At 67.5% G+C, this 22,062-nt stretch carries 14 protein-coding genes; 1 reads left to right on the top strand and 13 read right to left on the bottom strand.

Annotated features, from left to right (window positions below; all coding sequences use genetic code 11):
- Nucleotides 1–680 precede the first annotated feature (680 nt).
- Entirely contained in the window at nt 681–1,181 is a 501-nt protein-coding gene (locus ABD156_RS24100) for a DUF3455 domain-containing protein (protein WP_344277847.1), read from the top strand.
- A 1,322-nt stretch (nt 1,182–2,503) separates the two neighbouring features.
- Here the strand turns inward: ABD156_RS24100 and ABD156_RS24095 are convergent.
- From ABD156_RS24095 to ABD156_RS24035, 13 genes are all read right to left on the bottom strand, one after another.
- Nucleotides 2,504–3,712 carry a nitric oxide synthase oxygenase gene (locus tag ABD156_RS24095; RefSeq protein WP_344277844.1) on the bottom strand — a complete coding sequence of 403 codons (1,209 nt, stop codon included), beginning with the start codon at nt 3,710–3,712 and terminating at the stop codon, nt 2,504–2,506.
- Nucleotides 3,713–4,830: 1,118 nt separating this feature from the next.
- A complete protein-coding gene (locus tag ABD156_RS24090; RefSeq protein WP_344277841.1) occupies nt 4,831–6,021 on the bottom strand; it encodes a ricin-type beta-trefoil lectin domain protein in 1,191 nt (396 codons plus the stop codon).
- Between the two features lie 238 nt (nt 6,022–6,259).
- Nucleotides 6,260–6,850 carry an SMI1/KNR4 family protein gene (locus ABD156_RS24085; protein ID WP_344277838.1) on the bottom strand — a complete coding sequence of 197 codons (591 nt, stop codon included), beginning with the start codon at nt 6,848–6,850 and terminating at the stop codon, nt 6,260–6,262.
- An 82-nt stretch (nt 6,851–6,932) separates the two neighbouring features.
- A complete protein-coding gene (locus ABD156_RS24080) occupies nt 6,933–7,367 on the bottom strand; it encodes a cold-shock protein (RefSeq protein WP_344277835.1) in 435 nt (144 codons plus the stop codon).
- A 134-nt stretch (nt 7,368–7,501) separates the two neighbouring features.
- Nucleotides 7,502–9,442 carry a dipeptide/oligopeptide/nickel ABC transporter permease/ATP-binding protein gene (locus ABD156_RS24075; RefSeq protein ID WP_344277832.1) on the bottom strand — a complete coding sequence of 647 codons (1,941 nt, stop codon included), beginning with the start codon at nt 9,440–9,442 and terminating at the stop codon, nt 7,502–7,504.
- 2 nt (nt 9,443–9,444) lie between these two features.
- Nucleotides 9,445–10,425: an ABC transporter permease gene (locus ABD156_RS24070; protein ID WP_344277829.1), complete on the bottom strand. Its 981-nt coding sequence runs from the start codon at nt 10,423–10,425 to the stop codon at nt 9,445–9,447.
- On the bottom strand, nt 10,425–11,450 hold the full coding sequence (locus tag ABD156_RS24065) for an ABC transporter ATP-binding protein (protein ID WP_344277826.1): 1,026 nt from the start codon (nt 11,448–11,450) through the stop codon (nt 10,425–10,427). Before ABD156_RS24065 ends, ABD156_RS24070 begins: the two co-directional genes overlap by 1 nt.
- Nucleotides 11,451–11,679: 229 nt before the next feature.
- Nucleotides 11,680–13,338 carry an ABC transporter substrate-binding protein gene (locus tag ABD156_RS24060; RefSeq protein ID WP_344277824.1) on the bottom strand — a complete coding sequence of 553 codons (1,659 nt, stop codon included), beginning with the start codon at nt 13,336–13,338 and terminating at the stop codon, nt 11,680–11,682.
- Nucleotides 13,339–13,366: 28 nt separating this feature from the next.
- Nucleotides 13,367–14,803 (bottom strand): GH1 family beta-glucosidase, encoded by a 1,437-nt coding sequence (locus tag ABD156_RS24055; RefSeq protein ID WP_344277821.1) that lies wholly within the window; start codon nt 14,801–14,803, stop codon nt 13,367–13,369.
- Between the two features lie 190 nt (nt 14,804–14,993).
- Nucleotides 14,994–15,539 carry a hypothetical protein gene (locus ABD156_RS24050; protein ID WP_344277818.1) on the bottom strand — a complete coding sequence of 182 codons (546 nt, stop codon included), beginning with the start codon at nt 15,537–15,539 and terminating at the stop codon, nt 14,994–14,996.
- A gap of 191 nt (nt 15,540–15,730) precedes the next feature.
- Nucleotides 15,731–17,092 (bottom strand): type VII secretion-associated serine protease mycosin, encoded by a 1,362-nt coding sequence (mycP, locus tag ABD156_RS24045; protein WP_344277815.1) that lies wholly within the window; start codon nt 17,090–17,092, stop codon nt 15,731–15,733.
- Nucleotides 17,041–19,617 (bottom strand): hypothetical protein, encoded by a 2,577-nt coding sequence (locus ABD156_RS24040; RefSeq protein WP_344277813.1) that lies wholly within the window; start codon nt 19,615–19,617, stop codon nt 17,041–17,043. Before ABD156_RS24040 ends, mycP begins: the two co-directional genes overlap by 52 nt.
- A gap of 34 nt (nt 19,618–19,651) precedes the next feature.
- Nucleotides 19,652–22,057: a right-handed parallel beta-helix repeat-containing protein gene (locus tag ABD156_RS24035; RefSeq protein ID WP_344277811.1), complete on the bottom strand. Its 2,406-nt coding sequence runs from the start codon at nt 22,055–22,057 to the stop codon at nt 19,652–19,654.
- Nucleotides 22,058–22,062: the final 5 nt, after the last annotated feature.

The following is a 22,062-nucleotide window of genomic DNA, read 5'->3' as shown; positions in this document are numbered from 1 at the left end:
GTTCCGGTTCCCAGCCGCCAGACGGTGCTGCTCGCGAGTGGGCCGTTGGTCGGGGATGCCTTGCCGGACGACCCAGCGGCGCGGCTGCTCGAGTAGGTCCGGCTGCGCGTTCCAGGCGCACCCGCCAGTACGTGGCAGCAGGTGCATACCCCCGGATTTGCCACGGTTGGCCGCGCTCGCCCTCGGCTGCGCGTCCGCGAGGTCCGAGAACGCGTCCACCGACCGGGCCGAGGCAGGCCGTCCGCAACAGATCCGGTTCGACGACCGTCGCCGGTCTGTCCGCCCGCGTGCATACCCTCGCGATCGGTTCCTCGGTGTTGTCGACTGTGGTTGCCAGCCAGCAACTGCCACGTGATGACGGCCGCGTCATGCCTGCCGCCGACGTCAGTTCGTTCGCCGCACCGTCGGTGCCGGGCAGCACGTCGTGGACGCCGATCCGCGACGCCCGGCACCTGAGGCATGATCGAAGGACTTCGTCTTGCTCGCAGTGCTTGCCGGAGTGCCCGGCGTCGCTCTGCTCGCCTTGGCCGCCAGCGGTTCCTCGCCGAGCCGGCAACAGAACATCTGTCTTCCGAACCCGGTGAGGGAACCTCCGCGACATTGGCGCGAGTGAACGTTTTCGACGGGTGACCGCGTTACTGTCCGCGCGGGCCAACACAGGAGACGTGGGAAGGAAACCGATGAAAAGAACGACAGTGGCACTCGCCGTCGGCGCACTGATCCTCGGCGGAGCGGCAAGCGCCTCCGCAGCCACAGCCTCGGCGGATGTCCCGGATGCGATCATGGTACCGGCAGGCAACACGGAGATCGCCACGTTCCAAGGCTACGGAGTGCAAATCTACGGCTGTCCGGCCGGCGCATGGACTCTGATTCAGCCAGCAGCAGTTCTCACAGACGACGGTTGGCCAGTAGCGATCCACAGCAAAGGTCCAACCTGGACGTCCATCGTCGACGGAAGCTCGGTCGGCGCGAAGGCGGTGGCCTCTTCCCCGCAGCCGGGCGCGATTCCGCAACTCCTTCTCAAGGCGAATTCCAACACCGGCCAAGGCATCTTCGGAACGGTGACCTACGTTCAACGACTCAACACTCGCGGCGGGGTGGCACCGGGCGGGACCTGCTCGACGGGTGCGCAGACGGCGGTACCATACTCGGCCGACTACGCGTTCTGGGACGCGTCGTAGCACGCTCGAAGCTGCTCCGCGCACTTGTCGCCGGCATCTGCCGTCGGGTCGTCCATCGAACGGCTTCGCGCCGCCAGCGGACTGGACCTCGCAGATGTCCGGCGCGACTCCCGATCGTGAAACCGCACCTCGAAACGGATCGGCCGCCGTCTCCGCGCGGCAAGTCGTCTGTGGAGGACCCCTTGCCGGAAGCCCGATCGCCGTAGGGACCCGAGATTCTGGTGGCACAGCGCCTCCAGAATCTTGCCGGATGGTCGGGATCAACCGACAGAGCGGGGATCGGCGACGATACGGGCAGAAGAGCCAGGCCGAGCGGAAGGGGGATCAGCTGGCAGCCGTCCGGCCTGCGCCGGTGAACGTCCGGATCCTCTTCGCGATCGCCGATCTGCTGGGCACGGAAAGCCAGTCAACCACGGAGGAGCCGGGCCGCTCGCCGTCCACGATCAGCCGGGAGATGACCCCGCAATCCCCCGTCCCGGTTCAAGCGACTACAAGCCGCACGCGACTTCGGAAGGCGCCGACATACGCCGGCCGCGGCCCAAGATCGCCACCTCTCACGAGCCGCAGGACCTCGAGCGAGGCATGCTAGACGGCCGGTACAGCCCGACCGGATCAGCCTCCGGCAGTGCCGCGATCACCCCAGGGCCGGAGGCGCCTGCGCACCGGCAAAGCCTGCCAACCCCGGTTCACCCATCTGAGATGGTCAGCCAACGGCCGGCCGACGTCGAGGACCGCGCCGTCCCCGGACATGGGAAGGCGGCCTCACCATCATCTGCGCCCGGTCGAACGCGCCACCCAGTCGTGCTGGTCCACCGGCCTGCACGCCTCGATGCCGAAACCGTCGGCGACTGCCTCATCACCACGATCTCCGCCCTGCCCGAACTCGTGCGCCGATCCCCGGATTGGGACCCATGTTCGGAAATGGGCCGTCATCACGAACTCAACGTTGCCACCGGCATGCCGTCTACTTCCGCGACCCCCGCAGCCCTGGCAATATGCTCCAACGAGAACACTGACGGCACGCTACGCCACTACTTTCCCGAAGGCAGCGACCTCCGTCCACACCGCCGACAATCTCTCCGCCGTCGCCACACAAACTCAACCGCCGGCCACGCAAAGCGCTCGGCTGGGACACCCCAGCCGAGCGCTCGACGACAATCCTCACTCAACCCAGCTGATCAACCGCGTGGCAACGACAACTCGAATTCGCCGATTCCCGCAAGGTGCCCTTTCACGACACGAACTCTGACGAACGAGCCCCGCCGCACCTCGATGGTCAACTCCGCGCGTGACGGACGAGCATGCCGAGGCAAGATCGTCCGTCACGGTTCGACCGCGGCCTGCGACTCCGGTAACGCGTCCGCGATCTCCCATGCGTCAGGCAGGTAATGGAAACCGGGATCGGCTTCCGGGTCGGGAGGCAGCAGCGAGGCGGCGCGGGTGTGCATGTCAGTGGTCGAGCCGGCCAGCACCAGTTTGCTCTTGTCGCCGCGCACCGGCCGGCCGGCGGCATGCTCGCGCTGGACGAAGCGGTGGTGGTTTGAATCCGCTGAGCGACCGTCCTCGATCATCACTCCGGCCGCGCGGTAGCTGGCCATGATCGTCTCCAGCGCGACCACCTCGACCCGGTTGACCCAGAACCGATCGCGCGTATCGATCCCGAGACGGTCCGCGAAGACGTCCAATACGCCATAACGGTGCAGGTTCTCCAGAATCTCGCTGGCTACGTACCAACCGGAGAAGATCACCGGGTAGACGAGCCCGCCGATGACCGCGATCATCCGGCTGATCGCTGGCAGCGCGTGCCAGACCATGCCCAGTTCGGCGACCCACGGCAAATTCGGATGGATAAGCGGAACTTCGAGGATGTCCTCGGCCGGCAGTTCGGTCCATCCAGGCTCGGCACTGGCAAGCTGGAACGCGACCGGCAAAATGGTCTGCCGTCCGATCCGCGCGCCCCAGCCGAGGCCGCGCAGCGCCGCAGTCAGTTCGACATGTTTGGGATCGCCCAGCACGGTCCCGTCCGGCAGTGCGTGTCCTGCGTAACGGATGAGCTGGTCGTTCCAGATCCGCAACCGGGCACCGTCCGGGCCGTCCGGCGGGAATACCATGACCATCGGGCGCAGCTTGCCGCCATTGGTGGCGTAGCGCAGGTAATGGCCGAACGAAGAAGCGACCTGCGAAGCGGTCAGCTTCGCACGAGAGAGGTCGATCAGAGCCAGGTCTTCGGGCTCGATCCGTTCGAGCGACTGGAACGTGCCGCGCCGGATGCACCGGGGCTCGTTTCGCCACGCCTGTTTGAGACCGTGGAGCAGTTCTTCGTCGGTCAACCGGTAGGTGCCGGTCGCCTCCAGCTCCCGGACCGCGGCGGCGACCCGGGCTTGCCGGTCTCCAGGCAGTGCGGAATCGGCGAGGAATCGTGCCGCCCGCCGCGCGATCTCAGCCTTGGCGAACAGCGGCCCGGATACCTCCGTACGCGGAGACCGGACTTCGACCGCCGGGGCCAGACCGGTGTGGGGACAAGTAGTCAAGTGCGTTTCCTCCGTCGATCGTGCGGCAGCGAGCAAGGCCCTGGTGAGCGATTCGCACCTGGGATGCGATGGCGGCACCAGCGCCGCTCATCGTGCGAACGGACTATCTTCGACGCGCCGTCCGCCCTGATATTCCGCCAGAATTTATCTCACGAGCGCGAATATGGTCGAATTCGAGACCATCATTGTCCGAAACCTGACCGAGGTGCTTTTTGACAGCACTCTGACGCAGTCTCTCGCCGAAGGCGAATACGATCCCCGGCCAGCGCGAGACTGCCGGTCGCCTCCTCCTCTCGCAGCTCCAGAACCTGCGTCCCCGGCCAACTCGCCCACAGTCCTGGCCCAGCCAGCCAATCGCGTGACTTCGATTATCCGAAGGCCGACACAACCATGCGAGACTCCAGTCCGAAAGGGCAGACTAATCGACCTTCGTGTTCAGTCTTGTTTGCGGATCCGCGTCGCCCTCGCGGGCTCGTTCGCGGTCGGAGGCAGCAACCGGCCGCTGAACGGCGGGCAACCCGCCAGTCACCCGAAAGACCCGGTAGGACCGCATGTCGCCAGCACATCCGACCTCATCGGAATTGCCGCCGCATCGGCTCCAGCACCGCGCCTACCGCCGACGCCGCAAGCCGTCCGGCGATCGCCGGTCCACCAGACGAACAACTCACCCGCGTTGATAGTCAATGTTTGCGCAAATAGGGAACTCCGACCGATTGCCCGTCTACGGACACTTGCAGGCCGCCGACGCCAGGCTCGCAGTCGAGCACGGCTACCGTGGCCCAATCCCAATCGGTTTGAGAGCCGGTCCGGAACTGCTGTGGCGCAGGCGGACCGACCTGCCTCACCGGCGGATACCAGATCATCACGAAGTTGTCGTAGTTCTTGCACCCGGAGCGTGCGGAACTCGCGGGAAGGCACTCCGCGGGTGAAGCACAGCCACTGGCATCCGTGGTTACCAGGAATTGCGGCGACCTCGCTGCCGGAATCCCAGCGCGTGCTCGACGAAAACCGGTCGGCCGCCGAGGTCGCGGCGGACGCCGGGAAAGGCCTAGACAGCAGGAAACACCAGTCGGCAGTCGGGCCGGATCCGGCCCGACTGCCGACGACAGCCCCCCGGATCAGGAGAACTGCCACGCTTGATTGGGACTTCCGGTGCAATCCCAGATCTGTGCCTGTGTTCCGGGCGTGGTGGACCAGCCGGTGTCGTCAAGGCACTTTCCGGACTGCGGGTTGTACAGCGCCCCGTTGCCTTCTGGTATCCACACCTGAGCTCCGGTGCTGTTGCAGTCGTAGAGGTCCACTGGGGTGCCGTTTCCGGTGCCGCCGAACCGTACGTCGAGGCATTTGCCCAGCACCCGCAGCGTGCTCCCGGCTTCCACCCGAGTCCATTGCTGCGCCGGCGTCCCGTTGCAGGTGTAGACCTGGACAGGATTAAAATTCGTGCGATCGGCCCACCGGTCGTCCAGGCACAGCCCCCGGTAGCCGGTGATCCGGCCGGAATGGCCCGCGCTGCCGCCGCCGTTCGTCGTGTACGCGGCGACGTAGCCGACGCGCATGGTTCCGCCGGACGTCGTCGCGTTCGACGGGCTGGTGCAGCCGCAGACGCCATTCGGGAAGCCGCCGCCCATCGCCAGGTCCAGGATGATGGAGAGGTTGTGGTCGAAAGCCTGCTGCCAGGCAGCTGCACCGACCTGGGCCTCGGTAGCGGTGTAGTACGAATTTCCGTCGAGGAAGAAGCTGATCGACTCGTTCCGGACGTCGGTCCGGTCGAGAATCATGCCGTAGGTGTGGAAGCCGGTTTGGCAGCCGTCACATTGGCGCAGGCCGCTGCTGATCCCGTTGCTCTCGTTGCACGGGCCGCCGGGAAAGGTTCCGCAATGGACGGTCCCTGCGACCTGGGAGCGCGCGTTGACGTCTTCCATGACGTCGATCTCGCCGTTCTCCGGCCATTGGCCGGGGCCGAGCATCCAGAAGGCGGGCCAGTAGCCCAGCCCGTTGTCGGGATTGGGCTGCTGAATCGACGCGACCACCGCCAGCTTCCCGCCGGCCGGGGCGCCCACGTTGGGCGACGCGGTCCGGATCCGGCCGGACGTCCAGTTGCCCCCGCCGCCGAGAGCAGTGATGTCCAGATTGCCGCTTCCGTCGAGATGGACGTTGTCCGTCGAATTCGTCATGGTTTCGATTTCGCCGGTGCCGAAATTCGAACCGGGCCCGGTGTCGTAGACCCAGTTCCGGTCGACGCCGCTGCCCGCCGGCCCGTCGAAGTCGTCGCGGAACACAGTGGTCCAGCCGCTCCGCGGTAGCTGCATAGCCGCACTCGCCGGTGGCGCGCCGGCCACCGCGGTCCAGGCGCTCAAGCCAATGGCCGCGAGAGTTACCGCGAATCTGGCTTTCGCGCGCGAAAAAGATCTCATATTTCCTCCAAGATTGATCTCCGGATTCCTGCCGCCGACCGAACTGAACAGATCACGGAGAGACACCAAGATCAACGCTCGGCCGGAGCACGTGCGAACGCCATTCAGCGCAACTGCGGTCTTCGCAACAGCCCTACGGTCCTTCTCCCCTGGCGGCACCCGATCTCGTCCACAACTGCGTCACCAGCGCGACGAAGTCGTCGTACGGTTCCGGATCACCGGCGTCGCCGGGCCACCACTCGTACGCGGTCCACCTGCCGCCGTCGGCCCGGGCGGCGGCCAGCAGCAAGTAGTGCCCGCTGGCGCTGTCGTCCTGGGAGATCAGCAGACAACGCTTCAGGATCTCGGCCGTGTCCGCGAAGAACTCCAGGCCCAGGTCGGCCCAAGCGGCGAGAAGCTCCGGTTCCAGGTCGGAGAACCAGCCGATTCCGGCCGCTGCGCGCAAGCCGGCCGAGCACGGGGTCGCGCGCCAGCCGTTGCTCGTCAGGAGAAAGCTCCGATACGCCGGCGGCAGCTGCACCCGGAGCCGTTCCTCGGCCGCGACGACATCCTCCTCACTCGCCGGCTCGCGGCCGGGCCAATCGGAATCTCGCCAGACAACCTCAGCCTCCTGACACGACAGCCCTCCGGCAGTCACTCCGCGCACCGGATCCGAATCCAGTGCCGCGAGGCCGCGAAGAAAGCCGCACCACTCGGCAACGGTCACCGGCGAGATCGCACTCATGCACGAGTTCCTTCCGACGCGGCCAGGTGCGGAAAATCATCGCAGCGGAAACCTGGCTCCCGACGAAGATCTGGTCATGTGCCTAGTCTTCGAGCCATCCGTGCGCGCGAGCCAGCGTCAGCATCCGCTCCCGCACCGCCAGGATCTGCTCGCTCGTCAACGCCGGTACACAGACGAGCAAGGTCTCGGCCATTTCCGCGGCGAATTGCGAAGCGGACAGAACGTCGCACAGAATGTCGTCGGCGTCTGCCGGCACCGCGACCGGCGCCACCGGAGCGATCGACCGGACCTCCGCGATCGCCACCGGTTCAGGTGCCTCCTGCAGCCGCACGCGCGACGCCTTCAGGCCCCGGTCTCCTTCCTCGGCGTCGAACACGACCTGTACCCCCGGCGAAAGCATGTGCTTGTCGAACTGCAAGTCGTTCGCATGAATGAAAACGTCCTCGCCACCTTCGTCCGGCGACACGAAACCATAACCCCGGACCTCGTCGAACCGGACAACCGTACCCGTCGTCATCTCTCCACCCACGCCCTCGTCCGCCGCCGAAAATCCCTCGCCCTATCTGTAGCGGACCAGTCCGGACGGCACGGCGAGCCGACCGGAGAATTGCCTTCTCGGAAACGAAAACTGCCCTCGCGTGCGCGCCTCGGTCACGACCGGTCGACGGAACGCCCGCTCTGATGCAGCCAGCACGCCACCGCGTGCTCCTGCTTCCCCGGCCCCAGCGGAAGCAGTTCCGGTACCGCGCCGGCACAGCCGTCAAACGCGCGAGGGCACCGCGGATGATAAGCACAGCCGGAGGGCATCGTGCGCGGATCCGGTGGGGTGCCCGCGATTCCGGTCAGCTTCCGCCGGGGTCCGCTCAGCTCGGGGAACGAGCTGAGCAACCCCACGCCGTAGGGGTGCGCCGGCGCGCGAACGAGCTCCGCGACCGGCGCAACCTCGCATACGCGCCCGCCGTACATGAGCGCGACCCGGTCCGCGAACTCGGCGAGCAAGGCGAGATCGTGCGTCACGAAGACGACCGAGAATCCAAGCCGCTTCTGAAGGGAGGTCAGGCGAAGCAGGATTTGCCGCTGGGTCACCACGTCCAGCGCCGTCGTCGGTTCGTCCAGAATGACGATTTCGGGTTCGAGCGCGAGCGCCATCCCGATCATCACCCGTTGCCGCATCCCGCCGGACAGTTCGTGCGGATAGCTGCCGAGCCGGTTCGGCGGGATGCCGACCAGCCGGAGCAGTTCGGCAGCTCGCTCGCGCCGGGCGGCGGCGGTCATGCCGGGCCGGTGCGTGGCAAGCACATCGGTCAGCTGCGCGGAGATCTTGTGCACGGGGTTGAGCGAGCTCATCGCGCTCTGGAACACGATCGCTAACTTCTCCCAACGGAAGGCGCGAAGCTCAGCGGGCGTGAGCGCCAGGACCTCGACTGGCTCGGCAGCCGGCGCGAAATACCGCACCGAGCCGCTCCTGATCACCGCAGGCGGTGGCAGCAGCCGGGCGATCCCTTGGACCAGGCTGGACTTGCCGCTGCCGCTCTCGCCGGCGATGCCGAGCACTTCGCCGCGGCGCAAGGTGAACGAAACCTCCCGGACAGCGGTCGTCGCGGCCTCACCCACTCCGTAGTCGACAGAGAGCCGCTCGACCCGTAGGACGGCGTCATCTTCCGCCCCCGCCTGAGTGACCAACTCCAGCACCGGCGTGAAGCCGCCGCGAATGCGGACCGCCCGGCCCGTCCAGGTGCGCACTCGGTGCCTGGCAGTCTCGCGCAGCCGCGGATTGACGAACTCGTCGACGCCGAAACTCAGCAAGGACAGCGCCGTGCCGAGGAGCGCGATCGCAAGGCCGACCGGCACGAACCACCACCAGGCACCCTGGGCCAGTGCCTGCTGGCTCTGCGCCCAGAACAAGATCGTGCCCCAGTTCCAGTCCGAGGTGCCTGAGACCCCGACGAAGGCCAGCACCAGCTCCGCCATGACCGCGAACATCACATTGCCGACGAAGCTCGACGTGATGACGGCGGTCAGGTTCGGCACGATCTCGAACCCGATGATCCGCCGCGCCGGTTCGCCGACCGACCGGGCCGCCTCCACGTAGTCCCGCCGGCGCAGGGAAAGCGTCTGCGCGCGCAGCACCCGGGCACCCCACGCCCAGGACGTGCACCCGATCATCAGCAGCACCGCCAGGTCGCTTGCGCCATGCAGCAGCGAAGACACGATGATCGCCAGCGGAACCGCGGGAAGCACCAGGAACACATTGGACAGCAGCGACAGGCCCTCGTCCGTCCAGCCGCCGAAATATCCGGCGGACACGCCCACCGCGACGGCGAGCATCGTCGCGACCGCTGCCGCCCCGAAACCGATCAGCATCACTCCGCGCGCGCCGACCAGCACCTGGCTGAAAATGTCCTGGCCGAGACTGGTGGTGCCGAACCAATGCCTGGACGACGGACCACTCAGCAGATCGGCACTGCGCTGGGACGGGTCGTACGGCGCCACCCACGGCCCGACGATCGCCAGCAGGGCGAAGCCGCCGATCAGCACCAGCCCGATCGCCGTCTTGGCGTTGCCCGCCCATTTCGCCTTTCGCCGCGCCATCTTCACGCCTCCCTGCGGACCCGCGGGTCCAGGAGCAGGTACACCACGTCGGCCAGCAGATTCGCGACCAGCACGGCCAGCGTCACCAGCAAGAGAATGCTCTGCAGCAACGGATAGTCCTGGGCGCCGATGGCCTGCACCAGCTCGTAGCCGATCCCGGGATACGAGAACACGATTTCGACCAGCAACGTCCCGGCCATAACAAAACCGAGAGACAGCGCGAACCCGGACACGTTGGGGATGACCGCGTTCCGGGCCGCGTAGCCGATCATCACCCGCCGGGTGCTCAGCCCCTTGGCATGCGCCACCGTGACGTAGTCCTCGGCTGCGACAGTGATCATCATGGAACGCATGCTCAGGATCCATCCGCTCATCGACGCGACCACGATCGTCAAGGCGGGCAACAGGCTGTGCAGCGCCGCGCTGCCGAGGAATTCCGGATCCCAGCTGGGCACCAGCCCTGGGCTGAAACCGCCGGACGCTGGGAAGAAGCTTCCCGGCCCGGCCAGCACCGCGACAGCGACCAGCGCCAGCCAGAAGTACGGCACCGAGGAGAAGAACGTCGCGACCGGGAGCAGGACGTCGGTCCACGATCCGCGCCGCCAGCCGGCGACCGCACCCAGCGCGGTGCCCAGCAGGAAGGCGACCACGGTCGTTGTGCCGACCAGGGCGACTGTCCACGGCAGACTCTGCGCCAGGACATCCGACACCGGTGTCGGGAAATAGGTGTAGGAAAGTCCGAGGTCGCCGCGCGCCAGCTGCCCCCAGTATTCGCCGTATTGGCGCAGCAGGCTGGTGTGCTTGTCCAGGCCGAAAAGCGCGTACAGGGAGTTGATGGTGTGGGTGTCCACCTGGCCGGGGAAACGGCTCAGCAGCGCGAGGACCGGGTCGCCCGGGACCAGCCGGGGAAGGAAGAAGTTGACCGTCACCGCCGCCCACAGAGTAACCAGGTAGAACGCGAGCCGGCGCAGGAGGAACCGCATCACGGCACCGCGGGCTCGTCCGGCGAGTACAACCAGCACGCGGTCCAGTGACCGGCCGCATCGCCGAGCTCGAACCGCGGCGGCATGTCGGCGCGGCACCGGGATCGCACCTGCGGGCACCGGGGATGGAACGGGCATCCGCCCGGCGGCGAGACGAGACTCGGCGGCTCGGCCAGCAGGTCGTTCGCGGCGGCAGACGAGGCGGGCCTCGCCGGGTCGGGGGCGGAACCGATCAGCAGCCGCGTGTACGGGTGGGCGGGCCGCTGCGTGACTGTCTCACCGTCACCGCCTTCGACCAGCCGACCGGCATACATGACCAGGATGTCGTCGGCCAGGTATCGCGCGGACGCGATGTCATGGGTGATGTACAGGACGGCGAGCTGCAGGCGGGTCGCCAAGTCCCGCAACAGGTTCAGCACGCCGAGCCGGATGGATACGTCCAGCATCGACACCGGCTCGTCGGCCAGCAGCACCTGCGGGCCGGCGGCCATCGCCCTGGCGATGGCGACCCGCTGCCGCTGCCCGCCGGACAGTTCGTGCGGGAACTTGTCCAGGTACTGGTCCCCCGGGCCGAGCGCGACCTCGGCGAGGAGGGCGGACAGGGACGCGTCCGGCGCCCCACCGCTGCTGTGCAACCGGAGCGCCCTGGCCAGGTGGTAGCGGACGGTGTGCACCGGATTCAGAGACGCGAACGGGTCCTGCAGGATCAGCTGCACCTGATGCCGGTAGGAGCGCAGCCAGCGGCCCCGTTTCGCCGGCACCCGCCATCCGTCCAGCCGGATCTCCCCCGCGGTCCGGGAGACAAGCTGGGCGAGCAGGCGCGCCACCGTGGACTTGCCCGATCCGGACTCGCCTACCAAAGCGGTCACCTGCCCGCTGCACAAGGTCAAGTCGACGTCTTCGACCGCGTGCACCGCTCCCGGCGAGCGGGCCAGCAGCGACCGGCCGCGCCGGCGAACCGCGAAGTGCTTGGTCAGACCGACGGCGGCGAGCACTTCCGTCCCGTTCGTTTCCGTCACGCTCATTCCGGGCTCCTGTCGCCGTCGTCGTAGCTGGCCACCGGCAAACGGCGCACCTCGCCATCATCGGAGAGCGGTTCCCGCACTACGGGGGTTGCGCCGGAACCGCTCGAGGGCCGCCGGCCGCGGTCCCGCTCGCGGCAAGGCGCTCCCGGTGAGGCCGTGGTCATGCGGAACGTTCGAGCCCATTGGGCTAACTCGGATCCGCGACCCCGCCGTCGGAACCGGACGGCGCTCAGCCCGCCGGTTTCAGGTTCGAGACGATCTGCAGCGCGTTCATCTTGTTCGGCTGGAGGCCGGCGTACTGGTTCTGCTCGTCCGCCCAGCCGGTCCAGTGCGCGGTGTTGTACTCCCCGCCGTCGTTGACGGCGACCAGCGGGATCATCGGCACCTGGTCGGCCATCAGCTGCTGCAAAGTCTCCAGCGCCCCGTTCCGGGTGCCCTCGTCGGACGCCTGCGCGTACTGCCGCAGGGCATTCGTCGCCGCGCCATTCGAGAACCGTCCCCAGTTGCCGGCCACGCCGCCGGTTCCGATCGGCTTCAGCAACGCTCCGTCCATAGCGGACTCGTAGAGGTCGTACGGCGTGGCACCAGCATTCGTCCAGTGCAGCGTGCCGCCGAAGCGGCCGGTGTCCACATTGGTATTCCACACGTTCTGGTCGAGGCGGTCGACCGTCGCACTGATCCCGATCGCGGCGAGATTGTCCTTGATGATCTCCAGGTCCGCGACGTAGTCCGACCACCCGGCGGGAACCGACAGCGCGAGGGTGACCGGTTTGCCGGACCGGTCACGCAGCGTCGTGCCAGCATAACTGTAGCCGGCGGCAGTCAGCATCTTCTTCGCGCTTTCGACGTCCACCGCCGCGTTTTTCCCGCGGAACGCCGGAGCGAGGAACGGTTCCCCGGCGGGCAGCGGAAGGCCGGTCACGCTGGTCACTTCTGGATAGAAGTATCCGCCTTCGCCCTGAGTGAAAACATCATGCCGGTTGACCGCCAGGTTGACAGCCCGGCGCAGCACGACGTCGTCGAACGGAGCCGTCTGGTTATTCAGCCAGAGACCGTGCACGGCCAGCGTGGGCGGGAACCACAACTTGTGATGCGCTGGGTCCTTGCTGACGAAAACGGCGTTCGCATTGGGCAGGAAGACGAAGCTCCAGTCGCACGCGCCGGTGGCCAACGCGGCCGACTGAGTGTCGTTGTCCGAGTACGAGGTATAGCGAATCTCTTTGACCGCCGGGAGCGACTGCCAGTAATCAGACCGTTCCGCGAGCGTCACCGTCTGCGAGGTGGCGGACTTGATCGTGTACGGCCCGGTGCCGACCGGATTCGCCACGATGTCCGTTTCCGGGTCTTTCATGGCCGACCACTGATGCTCGGGCAGCACCGCCTGGTCGAGGATCTTGTTGCGGTTGACGAACTGGGAGGCCGGGAATGTCAGCGTGACCCGGTTCCCGCTCGCGGTGATGTCACCGAACGGAATGCCGCTGCCGTTCAGCGCGGGGTGTTTCTTCAGCAGTTCGAACGTGTACGCGACGTCTGCCGCCGTCATCGGCTTCCCGTCCGACCAGTTCACCTTGTCTCGAACTGTCAGGACAAGGGTGGTGTAATTGTCCGACCAGTCCCATTTCGTGGCCAGCCAGGGCTTTCCCGGATCGGCCGGGCGGATCGCATTGGTCATCACCAGCGGTTCGTAGATCATGAACCCGTAGCCCAGCGAATTGGCCGGCGACGAACTGAGAAGCACATTGTTGTTCTTGGTCAGCGGACCGTTCGGCATGCCGACATTGAGCACCGTGTCGGCATTCCCGTTGCTCGCTCCCCCTCCGCCGCATCCCGCGAGAAAAGCGGCGGCCAGCACACCGGCCGCCGCAGCGGCAGCACCACGTACGTTCATGGTTCCTCCTGTGTGAAGTGTCGGCAGCTTACCCTCGGACACAATCATTCCCCAGATCGTTTCTGAGATGTTTCGCATTCGGCACCGCGTTCGTCCGGATCGCTTGGGCCAGCAGCCAGCCGCTGTCCTTGATCCGCCGCTCCTGCGTCTCGAAGTCGACGTGGACCACGCCGAACCGTTGACTGTATCCCATCGCCCATTCAAAGTTGTCCAAAAGGGACCACGCGAGATAACCCTCGACCTTCGCACCTCGCTCGATTGCCTGGTGCACCGCAGTGAGGTGCTCGACGTAGTACCGCACCCGCTGCGGGTCGTGCACGTGCCCGCAGGGGCCGACCGTGTCCGGGAACGCCGCGCCGTTCTCCGCCACGATCAACGGCAGGCCCTCGCAGTACTCGGTCAGCCACAGCAGCAACTGGGTCAGCCGGTCCGGCGCCTGCTCCCAGCCCATGGAGGTCAGCGGCTCCGCCCCCGGCAGCATTCCCACGCTGTCGAGCCCCGGCAGGTCGCACGCCCACTTGGCTTCGGCCAGCGGAGCCGGTCGGCACGGCGCGTAGTAGTTGATCCCCAGCCAGTCGAGCGGCGCGGCGATCGTCTCCAGGTCCCCGTCTGCGACGGCTGGCTGGAGCGCGTCGAGATGAGCGACGTCGGCAAGGGATTCCGCCGGATATCCGCGACCCATGACCGCGTCAAGGAAGAACCGGTTCTGCAGGCAGTCGAACTTGCGGGCGGCCTGCCGGTAACCCTCGTCGGCTGCCTCGATCACCGCAGGGGCGAAATTGAGCGCGATGCCGAATTTGTGACTCGATCCGGCTTTTTCCCTGAGCCGCCTTAGCGCGGTGCCGTGCGCCAACAGCAAATGATGCGCAGCACGCAGGGCCGCACGGTGGTCGCTTATCCCGGGTGCATGCATTCCGTTGCCATACCCGAAAAAAGCTGAGCAGAACGGCTCGTTGATGGTGACCCAGTGCCGAACCCGGTCCGAAAGCCGGTCGAACACCATGTCCGCGTAGTCGGCGAAGCGAGCGACGGTGTCGCGGTTCGGCCAGCCGCCGTCGTCCTGCAGCACCTGAGGCAGATCCCAGTGGTACATCGTGGCTATGGGAACAATTCCCCGCTCGGCGAGCCGGTCGGCAAGCCGGTCGTAGAACGCCAGCCCGCGCGGTTCGACTGTCTTGCCATCCGGCTGCACCCGCGACCAGGACAGGGAAAACCGGTAGTGCGGGATCCCCAGCCGGTCCATCAGATCGACATCCTCGCCGCTGCGGTGGAAATGGTCGCAGGCGAAGTCCCCGTTGTCGTTGTCGAGAACATTTCCTGGGATCGCGGCGAACGTGTCCCAGATGGACGGTCCCCGGCCATCCTCCTTCGTCGCTCCTTCGATCTGGAACGCTGCAGTAGCCGCCCCCCAGACGAAATCTCGAGGGAAAGACAACTCCTGTCCGAAGCCGTATTCGCCGTCCACCCCGCACCCTTCGCCATGCCGACAAAGCCGAACCGCGACCGATCTGGACCGGTGCAGACGGACTCTTCAACACTAGTAGTCAGCCCAGCCGACCGCCGGAACGCGCCAGCTCGGCGCCCATTGAGATAGCCGCACCGGCGCGAAGGGGCAGCGTCACCCCGTCCCTGCCCCTGCCCGGTTCCGACTCCAGTCAGGTGTCAGTCGCTCGGGCGAAAGGCCACGCCAGCCTTTCACGCGGATGCCAGAACCGGCCAGCCGAGCTGGTGATCTTGACCTCGACGGCCTCTTCCCAAGCCTGCGGCCAGATCTGCACCAGGCAATCCGCCGGGCCGGTACCGGGTCCCGACGCCGCGAGATCAGCGGTATTGCGCAGGTGGTAGCGCATCCGGTACTCCCCGCTCCCGGCAGGCAGCGGAGCCAGCGATTCGACCAGTGCTTTCGACCAGTCGAGCAGGCCAAGTTCGCCGGAGACGCAATAGTAGCTCCCCTCCACCACGTCCTGATAGTCGGCGCTCCGGCTGACCGGCGGCTCATCGAATGTCTCGATCACGACATTCGCATAGCTTGCACGGGTTTCGACCGTAAACTTTATCCGATCATCCCTGATCGCCATCAAACCGGGATCGAACATCGGCCTAATCGGGCATCCAGTTTCCCGTTCACTGAGATAGAACTGAGAAAATCGAATCGGCACCCGGCCGGCATACTGATAGGCCGACTCTTTGTTTGTGGGCATCACGTCAAGCTAGAAGAGCCGCACCGGGGGCGTCAAACTAATCGCACGCCCGCAGTATTTTGGACAGGCCCACTGCCCGTTGGCACGCCAAGCGCGAGCGAAAGGCGGCCCGGCGCGGGGTCAATGACTGAAAATGATTCATCTTCAACTTCATGCCGCGCTCGACAGCCGAGCGCGGCCGAATTTCCGCGCTACTGAATAGCAGGCGGCTTTCGCATCGTCCGTGCGCTGCCCGGCACGGGTTCAGCGGAACGGACCTTCGCGACCCGAGCCCGACGCCAACCGCGACGGCTCCCCTCGCCGAACAGCCGTGAGATCACCAGGAGCGCGAGCACGACCACCAGCACGCCGACCGCGCTTGCTACCGCGAGGACAGGGCCGAGGCCGTCAGGTGCCGCGAGGTCCGCCGGATGTGCCCCGTGGGGCCGGACGACGATCGCCGCCGCGCCGGACTCTTCCGGCAGTTCATCGGTCACCGCGGAGGTCACATTGAGCGTCCCCCAGCCAAGCGCCGGATCGGGCAGTGCCGCGGCAGGGTGATCTGCGGTGACTTCAAGTCGGTGCTTGATCTGGGGCGCGGTCAGACGCGGCCGATAGGCCCTGATCAGCGCGACAGTCGCGGCGACAAAAGGCGCGGCATAACTGGTTCCGTTTCCCTGCCACTGTCCTGGCCCGCCCGGTCCAATGCTTGTGATGGCCACGCCGGGTGCGACGAGCGACACGAAGGGGCCGGTTTGGGAGAAATCCGCGTGCTTTCCGTCCTTGTCGACGGCGCCGACAGCGATGACCGAGGGATAGGAAGCCGGGTAAGTCACCGGATTGCCTTGCTGCGCGGTATTCGCCGCGGACGCGACGACCACCACGTCGCGCCGGCTGGCGTACTCAACGGCAGCGGCGAGGTCTGGTACCGGCGTCGTGGTGCTCGCCGAGATGTTGATCACCCGCGCGCCCGAGTCGACCGCCTGCCGGATCCCGTTCGCCATTCCCTCCGCGGTCAGCGAGCCGGCGACGTTTGGTGTATCGGTTGTCGCACAGCGAATCGGCAGGATCGTCACGTCCGGGGCCAGTCCGAGGAAACCGGTTCCCGGAGCCGGCGTCGCCGCGATGATGCCCGCGTTGAAGGTGCCGTGCCCGTAGCAATCCGTGTTCGCAGGCCCCCGACTCGGACTGGTCAGGTCAACGCCGGGCAGCACATGGGCGTTCACCAGCTGCGGAGTGGTGACGTCCACGCCGGTGTCGACCACTGCGACAGTAATGCCCGCCCCTCTCGTCAGCGGCCAGACTCGTTGGGGCACAAGCTGTCGCTGCGCCCACGGCACGTCGGTCTCGGATATCTGTGGCGGGGGTAGGCACGGTGGCTGAGACGATGACGGCGGTGCCGACGCTGGCGATGGCGAAGAGGGTGGCGGCGTAGGCTGCTGCTGAGCGATGGCTGGAGCGGAGGCCCCCAGGACGGCCACACCGGCGGTCAGCAGGACTGTGAGCCCAGACGACGACCTCCTCACGACGCCACCGCCGCGGCCCTGCCAGTCTCCGCCACCTCGCCGTGCCATTCTACAAGCGAGGTCGTCATCCGAGCGATCGCGCCCGGATCGTCGATCAGCCGAAGCTGACGGCTTTGTCGGCGCGCCAGCACGCGGTCCAGTTTTGCGAGCACGAGCTGATCGCGTTCGTCCAGGCCGGTACCGGACGGGACCTCTCCCGGGGCAAGTTCGCGAAACAGAGCGGCGACCTTCGGCGCCGCCGGCCCGTCGCAGCCCTCAGTCCCGGTTCCCTCGGCCTTGCGCACAGCGAGCGCCTTGAACCGCGAGCCGGCGAGGAACACTACCTCGCCGAACGGGCGGTTCAACATCAGTTCGGAGGTCCGGCGTGCGGTTGCCGGCCAGATCAGCACGTCGAGGTCGGCACCGGGAGCCGTCGCATCGAGATCCGCGCCGGCCGTGAGAAATCCCGGTTCGGCGAGCACGGTGCCCGGAATGCTCCCGTGTTCGATCGATCCGGCACGGCCCTGTCGCAACACCGGGCGCCGATGCGTCGGCAGCCGACGGAGCCCGGACGCCAGGCAAGGGACTTGCCCGTCCAAAGGCTCGGGCCGACCGGCGCGCACCGCCCTGTTGACCGCCGTGGTGCTCTCCTCGCCTTGCCCGAGGTACAGGCAGACGGCGACGAAATCGGCCTTCGTGCCGGCCGACTCGTCCCGCCGCATGGACGGCCAAGTCGCCAGCGCGGCGTTGACAGTGGCCAGGGCTTCGCCGAAGCCCTGGCCGGCGGATTCGGTAAACCGGAGCTGTTCGGCCGAGTTGCTGGGACGGTCAGGGACATCGCGCGGGTTCAGCGGCTCTTCGGGCAACGGCACCGTCACGGTCTGAGCTCGGCCGGGAACCGTCTCCGGAATGGGCAGACCCCGCAGCGCGCGCGGACGCTCCGGTTCGACTGGGTTGCCGGCCGGATCGTCCTCGCCGCGGACAACGCCGGGCTCGGCCGGGAGGTCTCGCACGCCGGTGTCCGGCACCAGGCCCCGCGCCGCTGGCGGACCGGACACAGTGGACACTGGGGTCGCGGAGGTGGTCATGATCGGCGGCAGGCACGTGGGGCGGGCAACAGGCGATCGGAGATCGGGGACCGTCCGGACGAACTCGGCCGGCATCCGGCCCGCCGTATCGGCAGTGCTCGAAGGCTGATCCGCAACCGGCAAGAGGTCCGCCATCGCCCGGTCCGCCCTATCGGCGGTAGCCGAGGAGGCATTCTCCGCAACTTGCGAGGAAGGAGGCATCTCGGGTACGACCGGCAGCGACGTCCCCGCGGGAGGGCTCTTTGCCCCGGCCCACTTGTTGAGCGCCTCCACCGCGTCGCGGTCGAGGATGCCGGCTACCCGGATCCGGGTGGCTTTCCGCTGCGCCGGTCCTATCGTGTCCAGCAACCGCTCGGCGGCGGCGAGCACCGGCAAGCCCACCAGTTGCCCGCGAACTCCGAGCGTCAACGTCCAGGTCACAGGGTCGAAGGGCGCGGCGTCGGTGGCGGCGTCGCCTGGTCCACTGTCCGAGCAGCGCATTACCAGGCCGGAAGGCACGACGTCGGCCGTCACCGGCCCACCGTCGCGAAGTCGGTAGCTGCGGCGGCCGCTCGCCACCCATCCGGGAGGAGCCGGCGCGATGTCGAGAATCGTCTGGTCGCCGGGGCCGGGCGGCTGACGGAGCACCGTCGCGAAAGGACGGAAGCGGAACTCGCCGGTTTCATCCAGCACTACGGTCGAAACGGCACCCGCCCCAGCGCTCGCTCGCGGGCCGGCGCTGAACACGACGCTCCGGCCAAGCCGCATGGCGAGTTCGACCTGCCAGGCATGCGTCGCCGCGTCGGCGGACGCCGGGACGACCAGCACCCGGTCGGACGGAAGCGAGCGCAGAATCGCGGCGACCGCGGACGGCGATGGCACCGACCGTCCGTCGCCGACGACGACCTGCGGGAAACGCGGATCGGCGGCCGCTGCCATTCCCGGACCAGCCGGATCGCCCGAGCGAGCCCCAGCCTCGCGCACCAGCAGGCCGCATTGCACTGGCTCGGCCACTACGCCACCGGCCTCGATCGGCCGATCGGCACACCAACTCTCCCACGCCGGCGCGGGAAACCGCGAGCCGGCCGACCGGCTCGGCCGCCCCGGCGCGAACTCCTGCCATCCGGTGCCGCCGGCGCCGAGGCCCGCGTACAAGCCGGCACCCGGCGTCACGGTAAAGCCGCCGTCGGGCACCACGACCGTGGTCTTGAGCTCCTCGGACAGCCTGCGGACTTTCTCCGGTTCCCTGGCGAGCGCCCTGATCCCGAGCCAGATCGCGGCGATCGACCCGCCGCTCGCGAGCGGTGCCGCGAGCAGGTCCGGAAGCGAACTGAGCAACGATGGCTCGTCCAGCGCACCCGGCGTGACCAAGACGAGCAGATGAGACGGCGCGAGCGGCACCGGCGCATCCAGCCAACGCTCCAGCGCCGGCTCGCCGGCACTGCGGATCAGCACGTGCCGCTGGTATCCCTCGTGCTCGTCCGCGACGAGGGCCGCGAACCGCGGCTGCGCAGCAACCTGGCGCATCTTCACTCCTTCCGTCCGGTCTTCGGCGGGCAGGTCACCCGGTGAGGACGATGTCTTCCTCGGTCAGCATGGTGAGATCAGCGGCGTTGGCGGTCAGGCTGGCCGACAGCCGCGACGCCTGCCGGTCGGTCATCCGCTCGAAGACCCGGCGGGCGGTCCGGCCGTTGCCGAAAGTGCCGTCCTTCGGGATTTCGTCGAAGTACTTCAGCAGCGCGTCGCTGGCGCTTTCGGTCAACCGGTAGTCGTGTTTGCTGCACTGCGCCCGCACGATCGTGACCAGTTCGTCGGGGGTGTAGTTGGCGAACTCGATGGTGCGGCTGAACCGCGATTCCATGCCCGGGTTGGATTCGAGGAACTGCTGCATTTCCCGGGAATACCCAGCCGCGATCACCACGACGTCGTCGCGGTGGTCCTCCATCAGCTTGACCAGGGTGTCGATGGCCTCTTTACCGAAGTCCGGCCCGGTGCCGCCGCCGCTGCTGCTGAGCGTGTAGGCCTCGTCGATGAACAACACGCCGCCCAGCGCGGTGGTGAACGCCTCGGTGGTCTTGATCGCCGTGCCGCCGATGATCTGCGCAACCAGGTCTGCCCGCGCGACTTCGACCAGATGTCCTTTGCGCAGGACGCCCAGCTGGGCCAAGATCTGGCCGTAGAGCCGGGCGACTGTGGTCTTGCCGGTGCCCGGCGCGCCCGCGAACACCAGGTGCCGCGCCATCGGCGGGGCGGAAAGGCCGGCGTCGATCCGGCGCTGGGCCATCTTGTTCAGGTTGACCAGCGACGTCACTTCGCTCTTGACCCCGGCGAGCCCGACCAGGCCGTGCAATTCGACCAGCGGATCGGAACCCAGCCCGGGACGCGCAGGAGCGGACTCGGGCGCGGCCAGCGCCGCCGCGACGTCCGCAGTCGCCGCGGTGCCGAACGCGTCCGGAACCGAGTTGCCGGCGCTGGTCAGGTCCAGCACCTCGATCGAGTTGCCGGGCCGGGTCTGCCGCACGCCGCTGCCGCGATTGTCGCGGACCGTGCAGCCGGACAGCCGGACCGCTTCCTCGGTCTCGAGCCGGATACCGTCCGCGGACCCGCCGTTGAACTCGCAGTCGGCGATGGTGCCGGACGCCCCCTCGCTGAACAGGATCCCGGCTTCGGCACTGTCGTGCACGCGGCACCGGGACAGCGAGACGTCCGCACCTCCGTCGGCCCGGACCCCTTCCGCCCCGGATTTGCTGATCACGCTGTCGGCCAGCGACAACGCCGCCTCGGCGACGGTCACCCCGGCCCGCGCGGTCCCCCGTGCGCTCAGCCCGCTGATCGAAGGACGGGCGGCACCGCTCACCGACACTCCGACGTCGCGGCCGTCCTCGACCTCCACGTTCTCCAGCCGACCCCGGGCGTTCCCGCGGATCTCGATCGCCGGGCCGTCGCAGCCGAGCACTCGCAGCCGGCGAAAGAACGGGTCCGCACCCTCGTCCACCCGGATCCCAGCCGAGGTGCACCCAGACACGGTAAGCCGGTTGAACTCGGGAATGCTGCGTTCGGTGACGCTCACCCCGACACCGTCGATTTCGGTCGCTTCGCACGCCGTCACGGTGCCGGAGGCCCGGCCGGCGAAGTGCAGCCCGCTGCCTCGGCTCCGGCTGACGACGCAGTTCCGCAGCACCGGCGCGCATCCTTCGCCGACGTACATCCCTTCCGCCGCGGAACCGGCGACGGCACAGTCCTCCAGCACCGCTGGCTCCGAACTGGCCAGGTAGAAACCGATCGCCTTGACGTCGGTCACCTTGAGCCGAGTCGCGTTCATGACCGCGTGCTGCTCGACCGCGACCGCCGGTTTGCCCGTTCCGGAGACCGTGGTGTCCTCGACGGTCAGCCGGCCCCGGCCGTTGAGGCAGATGCCGTTCCCGGCCGGCCCGCGCACCTGCGACGAGCGGACCAGCAGCGAGCCGTTCTCGGCGACGACGACCGCGGAAGTGCCGAGATCGTCGAGCTGGCAATTGTCGAGCACGCCGCCTTCCGGCGAAGTCACCACCACGCCAGCGCCGACCGAATTGCGCACCTGGCTGGCCCGCATCAACACTGTGCCCCGATCGTGGACGTAAACCGACGCCCAACTCGACGCCTCCACTACGGACTCGGTGATGCTCAGCTGCCCGCGAGTGACCAGCACGGCCGGGCTGTCCTCGTCCATCGACACCACCGTCACGCCAGACAGCGCGGCGCAGTCCGCGTCCAGGGTGACCGTCGTGCCTCTCGCGGCGACCAGCCAGACCGTGCCCGGGCCGTTCTCGGCGGTGATCGTCACTGCCTTGGTCAGCACGAGATTTTCGGTGTACCGCCCCGGCCCGACCATGATCACCGCCCCCTCGGCGGCGCGGTCGACGGCATCGCCGATGTTCCGGTACCGCTGGCCCGGCGACTGGGCGACCGCGATCACGTTCCTGCTCACGTCTC

This window comes from Amycolatopsis albidoflavus (assembly GCF_039525725.1).
Lineage (GTDB): Bacteria > Actinomycetota > Actinomycetes > Mycobacteriales > Pseudonocardiaceae > Amycolatopsis > Amycolatopsis albidoflava.
This window is presented reverse-complemented; position numbering and strand designations above follow the sequence as displayed.